Here is a 16,647-nt window from a genome sequence, read left to right as displayed (position 1 = left end):
GCACGGTTGCCTGCCGCCGCGCGGGGTCGGCGGCCTGCTCAGACCAGCAGCCGCAGCGCCCCTGGCACGGTCTCGGCGTCCACCGGCAGCGGGCCGACCCGCTCCCCGTCGGCGTAGGCGGTGACGTCGGCGGCGGCCAGCCGGACCCGGGCGGCGCGGTGCACGGTGACCACCGGGTGCCGGGGGTGGGTGCCGCTGTAGACCAGCGGGAAGACCCGCAGCAGGGTGCGGCGGGAGCACGGGCCGACCACGCAGACGTCGAAGAGGCCGTCGTCCATCTCGGCATCCGCGCACATCCGCATGCCGCCGCCGTAGGAGGAGCCGTTGCCGACCGCTATCAAGGTGGCCTCGATCTCCCGCTCGGGTGCGTCGTCGAACCGCACGCGGTAGCGGATCGGGCGCAGCGCGGCCAGCTCGGCGAGCATCGCCACGTCGTAGCGGAAACGGCCCCTGGGCCAGCGCATCCGGTTGCCGCGGTCGTTGACCCGGGAGTCGAAGCCGGAGGCCATCACGGTGCCGAACCAGCGCTCGCCGATCCTGCCGAGGTCGAGCGAGCGGGTGCGGCCGCCGGCCAGCGCCTCGGCGATGGTGGTGCCCGCGGCGGCGGGCTCGCGTACCGGCAGGCCGTTGACCCGCGCGAAGTCGTTGCCGGTGCCGGCCGCGACGATGCCGAGCGGGGTGCCGGTGCCGGCCACCGCCTGGAGGGCCAGCGAGACCATGCCGTCGCCGCCGACCGCCACCAGGGCGCGGGTGCCGCCGTCCACGGCCTTGCGCGCCGCCTCCAAGGCGTCGGGCGCGTCGGCTCCGACGACGGTGCGGACGGTGAGGCCCGCCGCGCGCAGGGCGTCGGCGGCCGGCATCGCGGCCCGGGCACCGCGGCCGCGGCCTGAGGTGGGGTTGACGAGCAGGGTGATGTCGTGGGTCACGTGCGCGGGCCGACCGCTCAGGTGGCGTCGTCGTAGCCGTCGCCGCGCCCGTCGTCGGGCGAGGACTCGGCGTCGATCTGCTCGGGGATGTGGTCCAGGCTGGAGGCCTGGTCGGGGTCGAGCCCGAAGTCCGGGTCGGCGGCGCGGCGGCGGGCCCGCCGGGAGTCGTTGAAGAAGCAGATGCCCATCGCCAGGAAGTACAGCAGCACGATGGGGGCGGCCAGCAGCGACATGGTCAGCGGGTCGCCGGTGGGGGTCGCGACGGCGGCGAAGACCGTGATGCCGACCACCATGCCGCGCCACCAGCCGAGCATGCGTTTGCCACTGACCACGCCGGTGAAGTTCAGCAGCACCAGCACCAGTGGCAGCTCGAAGGCGAGCCCGAAGACGATGATCATCCGGACGACGAGGTCCAGGAAGTCGTCGAGCGGCAGCAGGTTGGTGGTGTCCTCGGGCACGAAGCCGATCATGATCCTGGCGGTCTGCGGCAGGATCTCGTAGGCCAGCACCGCGCCGCCCACGAACAGCGGCACGCCCGCGCCGACGAAGCCCAGGGTGTAGCGCTTCTCGTTCCTGTGCAGGCCGGGGGCCAGGAAGCCCCAGAGCTGGTAGAGCCAGATCGGGGACGAGCCGACCACGCCGGCCATCAGCGAGACCTTGAGCGCGATGGAGAAGCCGCCCATCAGGCCGCTGACCGTCATCTGGGCGCAGGCCTGGGTGGCCTGGCTGTCCGCCGAGTCGCCGTTGCGGCACAGCTGGCCGTCCGGGATCCGCTGCTGGAGCAGATGGATGATCTGCTTGTAGAAGAACGCTGCCACGATGGTGATGACGATGATCGCCAGCACCGACTTGAACAGCCGGTTGCGCAGCTCTCGCAGGTGGTCCGCGAGCGGCATCCGCCCCTCGGGGTCCTTCTCCTGCTTGCGGGCAGTCTTGAGCACCCACGTCCTCGTCTCGTGCGGATCGGCAGCGTGTCTCGGCTTGGTCGGGTCCCTGAGGCCGGAGGCACCGGCGGGCCGCCGGTGTCCCGCGGCGGATCAGCCGGTGGTCGTGGTGCGGTCCTGCTCAGTGACGGGGCGGGCGCTGGCGGTGTCGCCGGGCGCGGCCTGGATCGTGCGGGCCGGCGCCTGCTCCTGCGCGGCGGTGCCGGGCTGGGCCGGGGGCGTCGGGTCGTCGTTCTTCATCGCCTTGGCCTCGCTCTTGAGGATGCGGGCCGACTTGCCGAGCGACCTGGCCATGTCGGGGAGCTTCTTGGCGCCGAAGAGCAGGACGACGACGAGAAGGATCAGGACGAGCTCAATGGGCTTGAGGTTGCCGAGCATGATGGGTCTACCTTCTCACCGGGTGGGCGACATGGTCCGAGCAGTACGTCTGCGGCGGACGAGGGTGGGACGATTTCCGGCCGTCGCATACGCAAGGATCGTATCGTGCACCGGTGAACGCCGGAATATGCGGCGGAATCCACCGGGTTGCGGCCCCACCGCGGTCCGCTGGGGATACTGCCGGGCCTGGTCGGGTCGCCGGGTCAGCGTACCTTCACCTACGGCCTGAGGGGCAGGCTCAGCTGCGGGTGATCTCGCCGGCCCGCTTGGCCACCGGGGCCGCGGCCCGCTGCAGCCGCTCGCTCGCGGCCGTCAGCGCCTCGGTGCTCGCGGCCACCTGGCCGGCGAGTTCGCGGACCGCGGTGAAGACGCGGACGGCGAAGACCGCGAGGACCGCGAGTCCCGCCGCTGCCAGGCCGACGCTGAGAAAGAGCCACCACATGGACCGGCAGCCTACCGCTGCAACCGCATCGTACGGACGCCGCCGACGGTCAGCAGCTCCACGATCCGCTCCCCCGCCGGCTTGCGGACCGCCGCACCGCACTCGGGGCAGGTGAAGGAGTAGAAGGTGGTGCGGGCGCTGCCGCCGATGGCCAGCCGCAGCTCGTCCGCGCCCAGCTCGAAGCTGGTCCTGCAGTGCGGGCAGCCGGCCCGGAAGAGGACCGGGCCGGCGGTGGACGGTGGAAAGGTCGCCGTCATCGTCGGTCCTTCACTCCCCATAGCCGGCCAGGGCCAGTACGGCGGCGTCGCGTGCGTCACCGGCCAGCGCGGCGGGCGACACGATCCGGCCGTCGCGGCCCAGCCGCAGCGCCAGCCGGCGCAGCGAACCGGGGTCGGGGGTGCGCAGGGTGATCCGCAGTCCGCCGTCCGGCAGCTCCTCGGCGCTGTCGTGCGGGTAGTACTCCGCGACCCAGCGCCCGCCGGGGCCCACCTCGATGATCACCTCGGGGTCGTCGCCCGCGGGCTGCACCAGCCCCTGCGACAGGTCGCGGGGCTCGATACGCGGGGGGTCGGACGGCTCGTCGAGCAGCCGGATCTCCGCGACCCGGTCCAGCCGGAAGGTCCGCTGGTCCTCCGAGAGCCGGCACCAGCCCTCGACGTAGGTGTGGCCGACCGCGAACAGCCGGATCGGGTCGACCTCCCGCTCGGTCAGCGCGTCGCGGGCCGGCGAGTAGTAGCGCATCCACAGCCGGCGCCGCTCGGTGATGGCCCGGTCCACGGTCGCGAAGACGCTGCCCTCGGACTCGAAGGTCACCGACAGCTGCGCGCTGCCGCCGGCCGCCTCGCCGGCCGCGGCCTCCAGCTTGGTGCCGGCCCGCAGCAGGGCCTGCCGGTCGCTGTCCCGCAGCCCCGGCAGGTTCGCCACCGCGCGGGCGGCGACCAGCAGCGCGGTGGCCTCGTCGGCGGCCAGCCGCAGCGGCTGGGCGACGTCGTCTGCGGTGCCGGGGTTGTGCCACCAGATCCGCTCGCCGTCGGTGTCGATGTCCAGCAGGTCGCCGCCCCGGAAGCTGGTGCCGCACAGCGGCAGCACGTTCAGGTCACCGATCAGCTCGGCCTCGGTGACCCCGAAGGCCCGCGCCACCTCGCTGACCCGGGCGCCGGGCCGCTCGCGCAGATAGGTCACCAGCGACAGCATCCTGCGGGTCTGGTCGATCGCGTTGCTCATACGGTGTCCCACCTGCTGTTCCGCCCGGCCATCCGGTCCGCTCCCCCGCTCGCCGCCGCCACCCGCTCAGCCCTTGGCCACCGCGCGCAACCGGTCGAGGACCTCGTTGCGCAGCTCGTCGGGTGCCATCACGACCACATCGGGGCCGAACTCGGCGAGCCAGGCGTCCAGCCCGTGCCCGTAGGGCACTTCCAGGTCGTCCCAGTCGGCGTCGACCGGGGTGGTGGCCACCGCCCTGGCCCGCAGCGGGTAGCCGCTGTCGCGGCGCAGCCGGATCGTGGCCGTGGTGGTGGCGCCCTCACCGGCCCAGCGCGCGACGGTCTCGCGCACGTCCACATGGGCGGGCACCTCGGCGGTGAAGGCGCCGCGCGCCTTGACCCGCCCGCTGATCCGGGACAGCCGGAAGACCCGGACGGCGCCGCGGTCCCGGTCGTAGCCGGCCAGATACCAGTGGCCGCGCCAGCACTCCAGCGCCCACGGCTCGACCTGCCGCGGCTCCGGGCGCACCGCGGTGGCCTTGCGGTAGTCGAAGGCGACGGCCCGCCGCTCGCGGGTGGCCACCATCAGGGCCTCGAAGGCCGGCTCCGGGGTGGGGATCCGCGGCTCCAGCGCGCTGTGGGTGTCCTCGTACGGCACCCCGGCCGCGCGCAGCTTCTGCAGCGCCCCGCTGGCCGCCTCGGCGAGCCTGGCCTGCTGCCAGACCTTCGCCGCCAGCGCGAGGGCGGCGGCCTCCTCCGGGTCCAGGGCGATGTCGGGCAGCCGGTTGCGGTCGCGGCGGGCGAGGTAGCCGAACTCGCCGTCGAGGTTCTCCACGGTGTCGATGACCAGGCCCAGCTCGCGCAGGTCGTCCTTGTCGCGTTCGAACATCCGGTTGAAGGAGTCGTCCGAGGTGACCTCGTGGTAGGCCTCGATGGAGGCGCGCAGCTCCCGCTTGCTGACCGGCCGCCGGGTGTTCATCAGGCACAGCGCCAGATTCATCAGCCGTTCGGCCTTGGCGATCGCCATGCCCCCACCCTCCTGTGCCGTTCGCAGCCAACCGTATCGAAAAGCGGTCCCCCCGGTGGTGTCCGGGGGGACCACTGCCTCAGACCGCGACCAGGTCGCAGACGAAAATCAGTGTCTCGCCCGGCTTGATGGCGCCGCCGGCGCCGCGGTCGCCGTAGGCGAGGCGGGGCGGGATGGTCAGCTGGCGGCGGCCGCCGACCTTCATGCCCTCGACGCCCTGGTCCCAGCCGGCGATGACCTGGCCGGCGCCCAGCTCGAACTTCAGCGGCGCGCCGCGGTTCCAGCTCGCGTCGAACTCCTCGCCGGAGGAGAACGAGACACCCACGTAGTGGACGGAGACGGTGTCCCCCGCCTTGGCGACCGGCCCGTCGCCCTCCCAGATGTCCTTGATCTCGAGGTCGGCCGGCGGCTCGCCGCCCGGGAAGTCGATCTCGGGCTTGTCGATGCTCACTTCGATGCTCCTTGTGCGGTTGCGGGCAACCGGGACAGTCTTACAGAACCGCGATGATGTCCACGGAGAACACCAGCGTCGCGTTGGCCGGCACCGGGCCGTTGGCCTGGTCCTTGTAGGCCAGGGCGGGCGGGGTCACCAGCATCACCCGGCTGCCGACCTTCTTGCCGGTCAGGCCCTGCGTCCAGCCGGGGATGACGCTGGCCAGCGGGAACTGGGTGACCTGGTTGCGCGAGTAGCTGGAGTCGAACTCCTTGCCGGTGTCCCACAGCACGCCCTTGTACTGCACCACCAGCGTGTCGCTGGCCTTGACCTTCTTGCCGTCGCCCTCCAGCACGTAGTTGGAGACCAGCTTGGTCGGCGCCTTGGTCTTGGGCACGGTGAGGGACGGCGCCTTGCCGTCGGTGTTGGTGCCGACCTTCGGCAGCTTGGTGTCCGTCTGCGGCACGACCGTGCCCTTGGCGGAGTCCTTGCCGGTGTAGACGTTGAGCACGTCGATGACGAAGACCAGCGTGTCGGTGCCCTTGATGCCCGCCTGGGAGTTGCCGGAGCTCCCGTACCCGAGGGCCGGCGGGATGGTCATGATGACGCGGCTGTGCGGCTTGGCGCCGATCACGCCCTGCTCGAAGCCGGGGATGACCGCCTGGGTGCCGGTCTGGAAGGCGTAGGGGGCCTTGCCGAAGTTGGTGTCGAACACCTTGGCGGTGCTCCACACCTGACCCAGATAGTTCACCTGAACGATGTCACCCGAGGCCACGGGGGCGCCCTTGCCGGGGATCAGCGACTTGACGGCGAGGTCGGTGGACGGGGTGCCGGTGCCCTTGGCCACAGTCGGCTTGGCGTTGAAGGCGGTGCCCTTGGTGACCGCCGGCACCGGGCCGCTCACGATCTTGGTGCTGGGGGTCGCACTGGGCGTCGCGCTGGGTGTGGCACTCGCCGACGTGCTCGGCGAGCCCGAGGCCGTGGGCGAATTGGAGGCCGCTGAATCGCTCTTCTTGGTGTCCTTGCCGCAGCCGGCGGCGGTGAGCATGAGCGCGGGCACGGCGAGCAGTGCGGAGCGTCGGCGCACGGATTCCCTCGGTTCGGGTAGGTGTCGGGGTCGGAGGTGTCTTGATACCGCCCCACACCCTACGGCGTGCCACAGGCCCCGTACGAGTTGCGTACGGGGCCTGTGGGCGCGCTGTGGCGTCCGGGCCCGGACGGCCGGGCCGCCGCGGAGCCGGTGCCGGCTACATCCCGGCGATCAGCTTCTCCACCCGGTCGTCCACCGACCGGAAGGGGTCCTTGCACAGCACGGTCCGCTGCGCCTGGTCGTTGAGCTTGAGATGCACCCAGTCGACGGTGAAGTCGCGGCGCTGCTCCTGGGCACGGCGGATGAAGTCGCCGCGCAGCCGGGCCCTGGTCGTCTGCGGGGGCACGGACTTGGCCTCGAAGATCTTGAGGTCGTTGCAGATCCTGGCCGCCTGGCCCTTGCGCTCCAGCAGGTAGTACAACCCACGGCGGCGGTGGATGTCGTGGTAGGCGAGGTCTATCTGCGCGACCCGGGGGTGCGACATGGTGATGTTGTCGCGGTTCCGGTAGCGCTCGATGAGCTGGTACTTCATGACCCAGTCGATCTCGGTGCCGATCCTGGACAGGTCACCGCTGCCGATCGAGTCCAGGGTGCGGCCCCACAGTTCGAGCACCTGCTCGATGACGCCGCTGCGGATGCCGCGGCGCTCGCAGAACTCGACGGCCTTGGAGTAGTACTCCTGCTGGATGTCCAGCGCGGACGCCTCACGGCCGGAGGCCAGCCGGACCTTGCGGCGCCCGGTGATGTCGTGGCTGACCTCGCGGATGGCCCTGATCGGGTTCTCCAGGGTCAGGTCGCGCATCACCACGCCGGCCTCGATCATCCGCAGCACCAGGTCGGTGGCGCCGACCTTGAGCAGCATCGTGGTCTCGGACATGTTGGAGTCGCCGACGATGACGTGCAGCCTGCGGTAGCGCTCGGCGTCGGCGTGCGGCTCGTCCCTGGTGTTGATGATCGGCCGCGAGCGGGTGGTGGCCGAGCTGACACCTTCCCAGATGTGCTCGGCGCGCTGGCTCACGCAGAAGACGGCACCGCGCGGGGTCTGCAGCACCTTGCCCGCGCCGCAGAGCAGCTGCCGGGTGACCAGGAAGGGAATGAGGATGTCCGCCAGGCGGGAGAATTCCCCGTGCCTGGCCACCAGGTAATTCTCGTGGCATCCGTAGGAGTTGCCGGCCGAGTCGGTGTTGTTCTTGAACAGGTACACATCTCCGGCGATGCCCTCTTCGTGCAGCCGGCGTTCCGCGTCGACCAGAAGGCCTTCGAGGATGCGCTCACCTGCCTTGTCGTGCGTGACCAGTTCGGTGACGTTGTCGCACTCCGGAGTGGCGTACTCCGGGTGCGAGCCCACGTCGAGATAGAGGCGGGCGCCATTGCGGAGGAAAACATTGCTGCTCCGGCCCCATGACACGACACGGCGGAAGAGGTACCGCGCCACCTCGTCAGGGGACAGACGCCGCTGTCCCCTGAACGTGCATGTGACGCCGTACTCGTTCTCCAGCCCGAAAATGCGGCGGTCCATGTCTGAACATTACGCCTGATGCGTGGCGCTGAAACGGGGTTCGGCGGCACGGTTTGGATCTTTTTCCTGCCGGGTTTCGAGGTTTGGCGCCGTCAGGAATCGGCCGGTCGAGAGGAGTACGGCCGTGGCGACGACCGCGCCGCCGCCCACGACGCCGAATCCGGCGGCCGCGCCGCCGTGCTGCGCGGCCACTCCGGCGGCGGCGGTGCCGAGCGCGGCGCCGACGCCGACGGCGGTCACCACCCAGGAGAAGGCCTCGGTCACCGTGCCGGCCGGGGCGTGCCGGTCGACCACCAGGAAGCCGCAGGCCAGGGCGGGGGCCAGGAAGAGCCCGGACAGGGCGGCGAGCAGCAGCATCCAGGGGACGCCGGGGACCAGCATCAGCGGCGGGTAGCACAGCGCGAGCGCCACGCTCAGCACCCGCAGCCGCCGCTCCGGCTCCCCCGGCCAGCCCCTGGCGCCGTAGGTCACCCCGCCGGCCAGCGCGCCCACCCCGTTGGCGGCCAGCACGTACGCGGCGACCGGGCCGCCGCCGTGCGCGTCGCCGTACGCCACCGCGGCCAGCGAGAGCGCGCCCAGCGCGATGCCGAGGAAGAAGAAGGCGCCGAGCAGCACCGCCAGGCCCACCGAGCGCAGCGCGCCGAGCCAGTGCGCCTCGCGGGGCGCGGCACGCCAGCGGCGCGAGGGGGCAGCGGTGACCACCACCAGGGTGCCGGCCACCCCGAGCAGGCCGGTGACGACCACGGCGGCGGCCTCGGAGGCGGCCGCGACGAGCAGCGTCACCAGCAGCGGGCCGACGGTGAACAGCACCTCCTGGGCGGCGGCGTCCAGCGCGTACGCCCGCTGCACCCGGTCCTCGCGGCCCAGCACGTCGGGCCACAGCGCCCGCAGGCCGCCCTCCAGCGGCGGGGTGGCCACCCCGGCGAGCACGACCGCCGCGGTCGCCAGCGGCAGCGGCTCGGGACCGGTGGCGGCGAGCAGGGCGAAGCCGGCCGCGGACAGCAGGGCGGCGCCCGCCATCACCCGCGGCTGGCCGCGCCGGTCCACCGCCCGGCCGAGCAGCGGCTGCCCCACGGCGACGGAGCAGCCGTAGACCGCGGACAGCGCCCCCGCGAGGCCGTAGCCGGCGCCCTGCGAGCGCAGGAAGAGCACGAGGGCGAGCGCCGCCATGGCGTTGGGCAGCCGCCCGAGCAGCGTGCCGCCCAGCAGCCGGGCGGCGTGCGGCGTGCGCAGCAGATCCGCGTAACCGGTGGCCATGCCGTCCTTTCGACCCGCGCTAGTGTTACGTATAACGTCCGGAACCATACGTACCATGGCGCCAGCCGCGCGGTCCACCCGCGCGGCACCGGGGAACGGCGCAGAAAGGCGGCAGGGGTGCACGACGCCGACGCGGGCCGGCCGCCCGCCACGCGCCGGAGCGCGCCCGTTACGCGGCCCACCTCCCGGGACGTCGCGCACGCGGCCGGCGTGTCGCAGGCGACGGTCTCGCTGGTGCTCGGCGACAAGTGGCGCGGCCGGGTCTCGGAGCGGACCGCGCAGACGGTACGGGCCGCGGCCGGCGACCTGGGCTACCGCCCCAACCTGGCCGCGCGCAGCCTGCGGCTCGGCGCCACCAGGACCGCGCTGCTCGTCGTCCCCGCCCTCACCCACGAATACTTCGCCCGGGTCTACGCCGGCGCCGCCAAGGTGGCCGACGAGCACGGCTTCGGGGTGGTGCTCTACCCCTCGCCGGCCGGTACCGGCCCGGCCCGCGACCCCTTCGGCTCCGCCCGGACCGCGATCGACGGGGTCATCGCCTCGTCGATGGCCGCCGACGCGCTGGCCGGCATCGGCGACGGCGGGCTGCCGCTGGTGATGCTGGACAGCGATCCCGGCGCCGCCAGCGGCCCGCCCACGGTCAACCTGGCCGTCGCGGACGGCCTGCGCCAGGTCACCCGGCACCTGCTGGGCCTCGGCCACCGGCGTGTCGCGCACATCGCGGCGGACGTGGACACCTGGACCTTCCGGGTCCGCACGGAGGCCGTCACGGCGGAGCTGGCCGCGGCGGGGCTGCGGGCCCCGGCGCGGCAGACGGCCGCGCTGAACGTCTCCGCGGCCAGGGACGCGGCGGTGCGCGCCCTGAGCGCGCCCGGGCCCCGGCCGACGGCGCTGCTGTGCGACGACGACATCCTGGCGGCCGGCGCCTGCAAGGGCGCTCGGGCGCTGGGCCTTCGGGTGCCGGAGGACGTGTCCGTGACGGGCTTCGACGACCTTTCGCTGGCGACGGCGCTCGATCCTGAGCTCACGACGGTCCGGCTGCCCGCCGAGTCCATCGGCGAGCACGGCATGACGGCCCTGCTGGCCCTCCTCGCGGGCCGCCCAGCACCACCCGTCGAACTCCCCCTGACCCTGGTCCCCCGAGCATCGACTGCGTCGGCTTCCGGGTGAGGTGGGGTGCCACTTGCTGCGGCGTTGCCGCTTTCCCGCCGTCTTGGCTGGTCGCGCCGTTCCCCGCCCCCCTTCGGGCGCGTTTCCTCCGCTGCCCAGCGTTGGCCCCTGCCAGGGGGTGCCCTCTGCGGAGAGGGTGAGCGTTTTTCAGGGGCGCGGGGAACTGCGCGACGAGCCCCCCGCCGGGGGAAGGTCCCAGGGTGGGGCGCGCCAGGCAGGGCGGGGGCACCCCCGGGGTCAGTCCTCCTCGTCGGAGGGGTCGTCCGTCGTGGTCGTCGCGGCGCTCTCCGCCTCCAGGAGGCGGGTGAGCTGACGCCCGAGGATGCGCTTGAACTTCCGCTGCTGCGGCCTCGTGCGGTCCAGCACCGCGACCTCCAGCTGCTCGGCCGTCAGCTGGCGGTCGCTGCCGTTGGTGTCGCGGCTGAGGGACTCCACCGCCAGCGCCAGCGCTTCCGCCAGGGTCATGCCGTCGCGGTGCCGCTGGTCGAGGTAGGAGCCGATCTGGTCGGAGTTGCCGCCGACGGCGACCGCCCCGTGCTCGTCGACGATGGACCCGTCGTGCGGCAGCCGGTAGATCTGGTCGTCCTCGGGCGCGGAGCCCACCTCCGCGACGATCAGCTCCACCTCGTACGGCTTCTCGCCGACGCTGGAGAAGATCGTGCCCAGCGTCTGGGCGTAGACGTTGGCGAGCCCACGGGCCGTCACATCGTCCCGGTCGTAGGTGTATCCGCGCAGGTCGGCGTATCGCACCCCGCCGATCCGCAGGTTCTCGAACTCGTTGTACTTGCCGACCGCCGCGAAGGCGATCCGGTCGTAGATCTCGCTGACCTTGTGCAGCGCGCGGGACGGGTTCTCCGCGACGAAGACGATTCCGTCGGTGTACTGCAGCACGACGACGCTGCGGCCACGCGCGATGCCTTTGCGGGCGTATTCGGCGCGGTCCGCCATGGCCTGCTGGGGTGAGACATAAAAGGGCGTGGACACCGGCTAACCGTGCCTTTCTGCAGTCGGCGCTGGGAGAGTGCGGAGGGAGGTCGGCTGACCGGGGGTCACAGCACCGGGGCCTGGGGGCCGTCGGGGCGCTCCATCCGCGCGTCGATGACCTCGCGGGCGAGCTCGGCGACCTCGGCCTCGGGCAGCCGGCGGAAGCCCTCCTCGGTCATCACGGTGATGAGCGGGAAGACCCGCCGGGCGAGGTCGGGGCCGCCGGTGGCGGAGTCCTCGTCGGCGGCGTCGTAGAGTGCCTGGATCACCGCGGTGGCCAGCTGGCGTTCGGTCAGGTCCTTGCGGTAGAGCTTCTTGAGGGTGCCGCGGGCGTAGACCGAGCCGGAGCCCGTGGCCGCGAAGCCGGTCTCCTCGCTGCGGCCGCCGGTGACGTCGTAGGAGAAGATCCGGCCCTTCTCGCGGTCGGTGTCGTAGCCGGCGAAGATCGGCACCACGGCCAGGCCCTGCAGGGCCATGCTGAGGTTGCCCCTGATCATCGTGGACAGCCGGTTGGCCTTGCCCTCCAGCGACAGGGTGGCGCCTTCGATCTTCTCGTAGTGCTCAAGCTCCAGCTGGAAGAGCTTGACCATCTCGACGGCCAGGCCCGCGGTCCCCGCGATGCCGACGGCTGAATACTCGTCGGCGGGGAAGACCTTGTCCATGTCGCGCGAGGCGATGATGTTGCCCATCGTGGCGCGCCGGTCACCGGCCAGGATGACGCCGCCGTCGAAGGTCGCGGACACGATCGTGGTGCCGTGCGGCAGCTCGACGGCGCCCTTGACCGCCGGCAGCGTGCGGCCGCCGGGCAGCAGCCCGGGCGAGTGCTCACCGAGGAAGTCGAGGAACGACGAGGAGCCGGGCGTCAGGAAGGCGGCCGGCAGACGCCCGTTGCTGCGAGATGTGGCTTCCACGCGATTCCTTCCACACGATCTTGAGGTCGTTACGGACCCTACCCGCCGGTCCGGAAATCCATCCGCCCCGCGGTCCGGATACCGGCCGCGGGGCGGGGTGAGAGCGGCTACTGCCCGCCCTTTTGGACGAAGGACCTGACGAAGTCCTCGGCGTTCTCCTCCAGGACGTCGTCGATCTCGTCGAGGACGGAGTCCACGTCGTCCGAGAGCTTCTCGTGGCGTTCCTTGAGGTCGTCGGCGGCCTGGGCGTCCTGCTGGACCTCCTCGGCCTCGTCCGTGGAACGCGTTGCCTTCTGCTGTCCGCCGTCGGTGTCCTTGGTTGCCATGTCCCTCACCCCGCTCGGTTGCGTGTCCTACAAGATCAGACCCTACAAGGAGGGCCCGTCCCCGGCTCTCGAATACGTCAACGTCCGAGTGCTACCCCGTTGATTCCCGGTTCTGGCCCGTTTCAGCCGCCGGAGAGGATGCGAACCAGATCTTCGGCCGTACGGCAGCGGTCCAGCAGCTCCTTGACGTGGTTGCGGGTGCCGCGCAGCGGTTCGAGGGTAGGCACCCGTTGCAGTGAGTCACGGCCGGGAAGGTCGAAGATGACCGAGTCCCAGGAGGCGGCGGCCACGTCGTCGGCGTACTGCTCCAGGCAGCGGCCGCGGAAGTACGCCCTGGTGTCCTCCGGGGGCTTGGTGACGGCCCTGAGGGCCTCCTCCTCGTCCAGCAGGCGCTGGATGCGGCCACGGGCCACCAGGCGGTTGTAGAGGCCCTTGTCGGGGCGTACGTCGGCGTACTGCAGGTCGACCAGCTGCAGCCGGGCGGCGTCCCAGCCCAGGTTGTCGCGGCGCCGGTAGCCTTCGAGGACCTGAAGTTTGGCGACCCAGTCCAGTTCGGCCGACAGGGTCATCGGGTCGCTCTCCAGCCGGTTGAGCACGTCCTCCCAGCGGGCCAGTACGTCCGTGGTCTGCGGGTCCGCGTCCGAGCCGTAGCGCTCCTCGGTGTATTTGCGGGCCAGCTCGTAGTACTCCATCTGGAGCTGGACAGCGGTGAGTGTCCGGCCGTTACGCAGCGTGATCAACTGGTGCAGGCCGGGGTCGTGGGAGACGTCGTGCAGGGTGCGGACCGGCTGGTCCACGGCCAGGTCCACCTTGATGAAGCCGTCCTCGATCATCGACAGCACCAGCGCGGTGGTGCCGAGCTTGAGGTAGGTGGAGATCTCCGAGAGGTTGGCGTCGCCGATGATCACGTGCAGCCGGCGGTATTTCTCGGCGTCGGAGTGCGGTTCGTCGCGGGTGTTGATGATGGGCCGCTTGAGCGTGGTCTCAAGTCCGACCTCGACCTCGAAGTAGTCCGCGCGCTGGCTGAGCTGGAAGCCGTGCTCGTGGCCGTCCTGGCCGATGCCGACCCGGCCCGCGCCGGTCACCACCTGCCGGGAGACGAAGAAGGGGGTGAGGTGCCTGACGATGTCGGAGAACGGCGTCTCGCGCTTCATCAGGTAGTTCTCGTGGGTGCCGTAGGAGGCGCCCTTGTTGTCGGTGTTGTTCTTGTACAGGTGGATCGGCTGGGCGCCCGGCAGCTGGGCGGCCCGCATCGCGGCCTCGGCCATGATGCGCTCGCCGGCCTTGTCCCACAGCACCGCGTCCCGCGGATTGGTGATCTCCGGCGACGAATACTCCGGATGGGCGTGGTCCACGTAGAGCCGGGCACCGTTGGTGAGGATCACGTTGGCCAGGCCGATGTCCTCGTCGGTGAGCTGGGTGGAGTCCGCCGCGTCCCGTGCGAGATCGAAGCCGCGGGCGTCCCGCAGCGGGTTCTCCTCCTCGAAGTCCCAGCGGGCGCGGCGCGCCCGGTGCATCGCCGCGGCGTACGCGTTGACGATCTGGGACGAGGTGAGCATGGCATTGGCGTTCGGGTGACCGGGGACGGAGATCCCGTACTCCGTCTCGATGCCCATTACTCGCCGTACGGTCATGCGGCCCTCCTTGCCCGGCTCCGGCCCGTGCGGGCCGGAAAACACACCGGCTGCGGGTACCCGCTGTCGGGACCCGCAGCCGGAGGGTAGTGCTTACAGATACTGTCCGGTATTCGCCACGGTGTCGATGGACCGACCCGTGTCGGCGCCCTGCTTTCCGGTCACCAGGGTGCGGATGAACACGATCCGCTCGCCCTTCTTTCCGGAGATTCGGGCCCAGTCGTCGGGGTTGGTGGTATTCGGCAGGTCCTCGTTCTCCTTGAACTCGTCCACGCAGGCGGCGAGCAGGTGGGCGACGCGCATGCCGCGCTGGTCCTGGTCCAGGAAGGCCTTGATCGCCATCTTCTTGGCCCGGTCCACGATGTTCTGGATCATCGCGCCGGAGTTGAAGTCCTTGAAGTACAGGACTTCCTTGTCACCGTTGGCGTAGGTGACCTCCAGGAAGCGGTTCTCCTCGGTCTCGGAGTACATCCGCTCCACCACGGACTGGATCATGGCGTCCACGGTGGCCGCCTTCGACCCGCCGTGCTCGGCCAGGTCCTCGCCGTGCAGCGGGAGCGTGTCGACCAGGTACTTCGAGAAGATGTCCTTGGCCGCCTCGGCGTCGGGACGCTCGATCTTGATCTTCACGTCCAGCCGGCCCGGGCGCAGGATCGCCGGGTCGATCATGTCCTCGCGGTTGGAGGCGCCGATCACGATGACGTTCTCCAGGCCTTCCACACCGTCGATCTCGGCGAGCAGCTGCGGGACGATGGTGTTCTCCACGTCCGAGCTGACGCCGCTGCCGCGGGTGCGGAAGAGCGATTCCATCTCGTCGAAGAAGACGATGACCGGGGTGCCCTCGCTCGCCTTCTCCCGGGCACGCTGGAAGACCAGGCGGATCTGCCGCTCGGTCTCGCCGACGTACTTGTTCAGCAGCTCGGGGCCCTTGATGTTCAGGAAGTAGCTCTTGCCCTGGGGCTGCCCGGTGACCTCGGCCACCTTCTTGGCCAGCGAGTTGGCGACCGCCTTGGCGATGAGCGTCTTGCCGCATCCCGGCGGACCGTAGAGCAGGACGCCCTTGGGCGGGCGCAGTTCGTACTCCTTGAAGAGATCGGCGTGCAGGTAGGGCAGCTCCACCGCGTCGCGGATCTGCTCGATCTGGTTGCCGAGGCCGCCGATCTGGCGGTAGTCGATATCGGGGACCTCTTCGAGGACGAGTTCCTCGACCTCGCTCTTGGGCACCCGTTCGTAGACGTATCCGGAGCGGGGTTCGAGCAGCAGGGCGTCGCCGGTGCGCAGGGTGCCGTCGAGCAGCGGTTCGGCGAGCCGTACCACCCGCTCCTCGTCGGTGTGCCCGATCACCAGGGCGCGCTCGCCGTCCTCCAGGATCTCCTTGAGGGTGACGATGTCGCCGACCCGCTCGAACTCCATCGCCTCGACCACGTTCAGCGCTTCGTTGAGCATCAGCTCCTGTCCGCGCCTGAGCTCGTCGAGGTCGACCGACGGGCTGACGTTCACCCGGAGCTTGCGCCCGCCGGTGAAGATGTCCGCCGTCCCGTCGTCGTTGGACTGCAGGAAAACGCCGAAGCCCGCCGGTGGCTGCGCGAGCCGGTCGACCTCCTCCTTGAGGGCCACGATCTGGTCGCGGGCCTCGCGAAGGGTGCTCGCCAGCCGTTCGTTCTGCGCGGACACGCCGGACAGATTGGTCTGCAGCTCGACGATCCGCTCTTCGAGAATCCTCGTGTGACGCGGAGAGTCGGCGAGCTTGCGTCGCAGGACGGCGATCTCCTGCTCAAGAAAGGCGACCTGGCTCATGGGGTCTTCCGAACCACGAGCGGGTCGGCCGCCACGGTTGATGTCGTCGTCGTGGGCCGCCACGGTCCTCACCTCCTCCAAGGGGAGCTGGACGTTTCCAGACCCTACCTGGGCTGGTGGGGGTTGAAACCCCTAGATCACAAAGACGATCGCGGTGTGTCCGATCTTCACCCTTGCGTACGTCCCTCCGCCACTGAGATACCCACCGAGCACGCCCGGAAAGCCGCCGGTTGTATCGTCGATTCGGTCAACAGCCGGACAGGGCGGTTGCTTCCCGAACGACCAACGGCAGGGATGAGTTTCCGTGAGCAACGAGACGGCCGAAGCGCTTGAGGTCTGGATCGATCAGGACCTGTGCACCGGTGACGGGATCTGCGTGCAGTACGCGCCCGAGGTGTTCGAGCTGGACATCGACGGCCTCGCCTATGTCAAGGGTGAGGACGACGAGCTGCGGCAGGCCCCTGGGGCCACCGTACCCGTACCGGTGGCTTTGCTGCGGGATGTCGTGGATTCGGCCAAGGAGTGCCCCGGCGACTGCATCCACGTACGCCGGGCCGCCGACCGTACCGAGGTCTACGGCCCCGACGCGGAGTGAGCGCCGGGCCCC

The 16,647-nt window shown here is 70.9% G+C and carries 18 protein-coding genes; 2 read left to right on the top strand and 16 right to left on the bottom strand.

The features are described from left to right. Window positions 1-38: 38 nt before the first annotated feature. From OG702_RS29425 to OG702_RS29375, 11 genes are all read right to left on the bottom strand, one after another. Window positions 39-926: a diacylglycerol kinase gene (locus OG702_RS29425; RefSeq protein WP_327291970.1), complete on the bottom strand. Its 888-nt coding sequence runs from the start codon at window positions 924-926 to the stop codon at window positions 39-41. A gap of 17 nt (window positions 927-943) precedes the next feature. Next, window positions 944-1,867, bottom strand: coding sequence for a twin-arginine translocase subunit TatC (tatC, locus tag OG702_RS29420; protein WP_327291969.1), 924 nt, complete (start codon window positions 1,865-1,867; stop codon window positions 944-946). A gap of 96 nt (window positions 1,868-1,963) precedes the next feature. Continuing rightward, window positions 1,964-2,248 (bottom strand): Sec-independent protein translocase subunit TatA, encoded by a 285-nt coding sequence (tatA, locus tag OG702_RS29415; protein WP_327291968.1) that lies wholly within the window; start codon window positions 2,246-2,248, stop codon window positions 1,964-1,966. A gap of 238 nt (window positions 2,249-2,486) precedes the next feature. Continuing rightward, window positions 2,487-2,690, bottom strand: a complete 204-nt coding sequence (locus OG702_RS29410; RefSeq protein ID WP_327291967.1) for a hypothetical protein — start codon at window positions 2,688-2,690, stop codon at window positions 2,487-2,489. An 11-nt stretch (window positions 2,691-2,701) separates the two neighbouring features. After that, window positions 2,702-2,947, bottom strand: coding sequence for a hypothetical protein (locus OG702_RS29405; RefSeq protein ID WP_327291966.1), 246 nt, complete (start codon window positions 2,945-2,947; stop codon window positions 2,702-2,704). A gap of 10 nt (window positions 2,948-2,957) precedes the next feature. Continuing rightward, window positions 2,958-3,914, bottom strand: a complete 957-nt coding sequence (locus OG702_RS29400; protein WP_327291965.1) for a helix-turn-helix transcriptional regulator — start codon at window positions 3,912-3,914, stop codon at window positions 2,958-2,960. Window positions 3,915-3,980: 66 nt separating this feature from the next. Further along, a complete protein-coding gene (locus OG702_RS29395; RefSeq protein ID WP_327291964.1) occupies window positions 3,981-4,919 on the bottom strand; it encodes a helix-turn-helix transcriptional regulator in 939 nt (312 codons plus the stop codon). Between the two features lie 79 nt (window positions 4,920-4,998). Further along, window positions 4,999-5,370 (bottom strand): FKBP-type peptidyl-prolyl cis-trans isomerase, encoded by a 372-nt coding sequence (locus OG702_RS29390; protein WP_327291963.1) that lies wholly within the window; start codon window positions 5,368-5,370, stop codon window positions 4,999-5,001. Between the two features lie 40 nt (window positions 5,371-5,410). After that, window positions 5,411-6,439: an FKBP-type peptidyl-prolyl cis-trans isomerase gene (locus OG702_RS29385; protein WP_327291962.1), complete on the bottom strand. Its 1,029-nt coding sequence runs from the start codon at window positions 6,437-6,439 to the stop codon at window positions 5,411-5,413. Window positions 6,440-6,599: 160 nt separating this feature from the next. Next, window positions 6,600-7,961 (bottom strand): Pup--protein ligase, encoded by a 1,362-nt coding sequence (gene pafA / locus OG702_RS29380; protein WP_327291961.1) that lies wholly within the window; start codon window positions 7,959-7,961, stop codon window positions 6,600-6,602. Window positions 7,962-7,970: 9 nt separating this feature from the next. Next, window positions 7,971-9,218 carry an MFS transporter gene (locus OG702_RS29375; RefSeq protein WP_327291960.1) on the bottom strand — a complete coding sequence of 416 codons (1,248 nt, stop codon included), beginning with the start codon at window positions 9,216-9,218 and terminating at the stop codon, window positions 7,971-7,973. A 117-nt stretch (window positions 9,219-9,335) separates the two neighbouring features. Between OG702_RS29375 and OG702_RS29370 the strand changes: the two genes are divergently transcribed. Beyond that, window positions 9,336-10,388 carry a LacI family DNA-binding transcriptional regulator gene (locus OG702_RS29370; RefSeq protein ID WP_327291959.1) on the top strand — a complete coding sequence of 351 codons (1,053 nt, stop codon included), beginning with the start codon at window positions 9,336-9,338 and terminating at the stop codon, window positions 10,386-10,388. Between the two features lie 237 nt (window positions 10,389-10,625). Here the strand turns inward: OG702_RS29370 and prcA are convergent, their stop codons facing one another. From prcA to arc, 5 genes are all read right to left on the bottom strand, one after another. Further along, entirely contained in the window at window positions 10,626-11,372 is a 747-nt protein-coding gene (prcA, locus tag OG702_RS29365) for a proteasome subunit alpha (RefSeq protein WP_327291958.1), read from the bottom strand. 65 nt (window positions 11,373-11,437) lie between these two features. After that, window positions 11,438-12,283, bottom strand: coding sequence for a proteasome subunit beta (prcB, locus tag OG702_RS29360; RefSeq protein ID WP_327291957.1), 846 nt, complete (start codon window positions 12,281-12,283; stop codon window positions 11,438-11,440). Window positions 12,284-12,390: 107 nt separating this feature from the next. Beyond that, a complete protein-coding gene (locus OG702_RS29355; protein ID WP_327291956.1) occupies window positions 12,391-12,609 on the bottom strand; it encodes a ubiquitin-like protein Pup in 219 nt (72 codons plus the stop codon). Window positions 12,610-12,731: 122 nt separating this feature from the next. Beyond that, on the bottom strand, window positions 12,732-14,243 hold the full coding sequence (gene dop / locus OG702_RS29350; protein ID WP_327291955.1) for a depupylase/deamidase Dop: 1,512 nt from the start codon (window positions 14,241-14,243) through the stop codon (window positions 12,732-12,734). 93 nt (window positions 14,244-14,336) lie between these two features. Then, window positions 14,337-16,103, bottom strand: coding sequence for a proteasome ATPase (arc, locus tag OG702_RS29345; protein WP_327291954.1), 1,767 nt, complete (start codon window positions 16,101-16,103; stop codon window positions 14,337-14,339). A gap of 241 nt (window positions 16,104-16,344) precedes the next feature. On the opposite strand from arc, the gene OG702_RS29340 reads away from it, so the two are divergent. Then, window positions 16,345-16,635, top strand: a complete 291-nt coding sequence (locus OG702_RS29340) for a ferredoxin (protein ID WP_327291953.1) — start codon at window positions 16,345-16,347, stop codon at window positions 16,633-16,635. Window positions 16,636-16,647: the final 12 nt, after the last annotated feature.

The sequence above is a fragment of the Streptomyces sp. NBC_01198 genome, from assembly GCF_036010485.1.
Taxonomy (GTDB): Bacteria; Actinomycetota; Actinomycetes; order Streptomycetales; family Streptomycetaceae; genus Actinacidiphila.
This window is presented reverse-complemented; position numbering and strand designations above follow the sequence as displayed.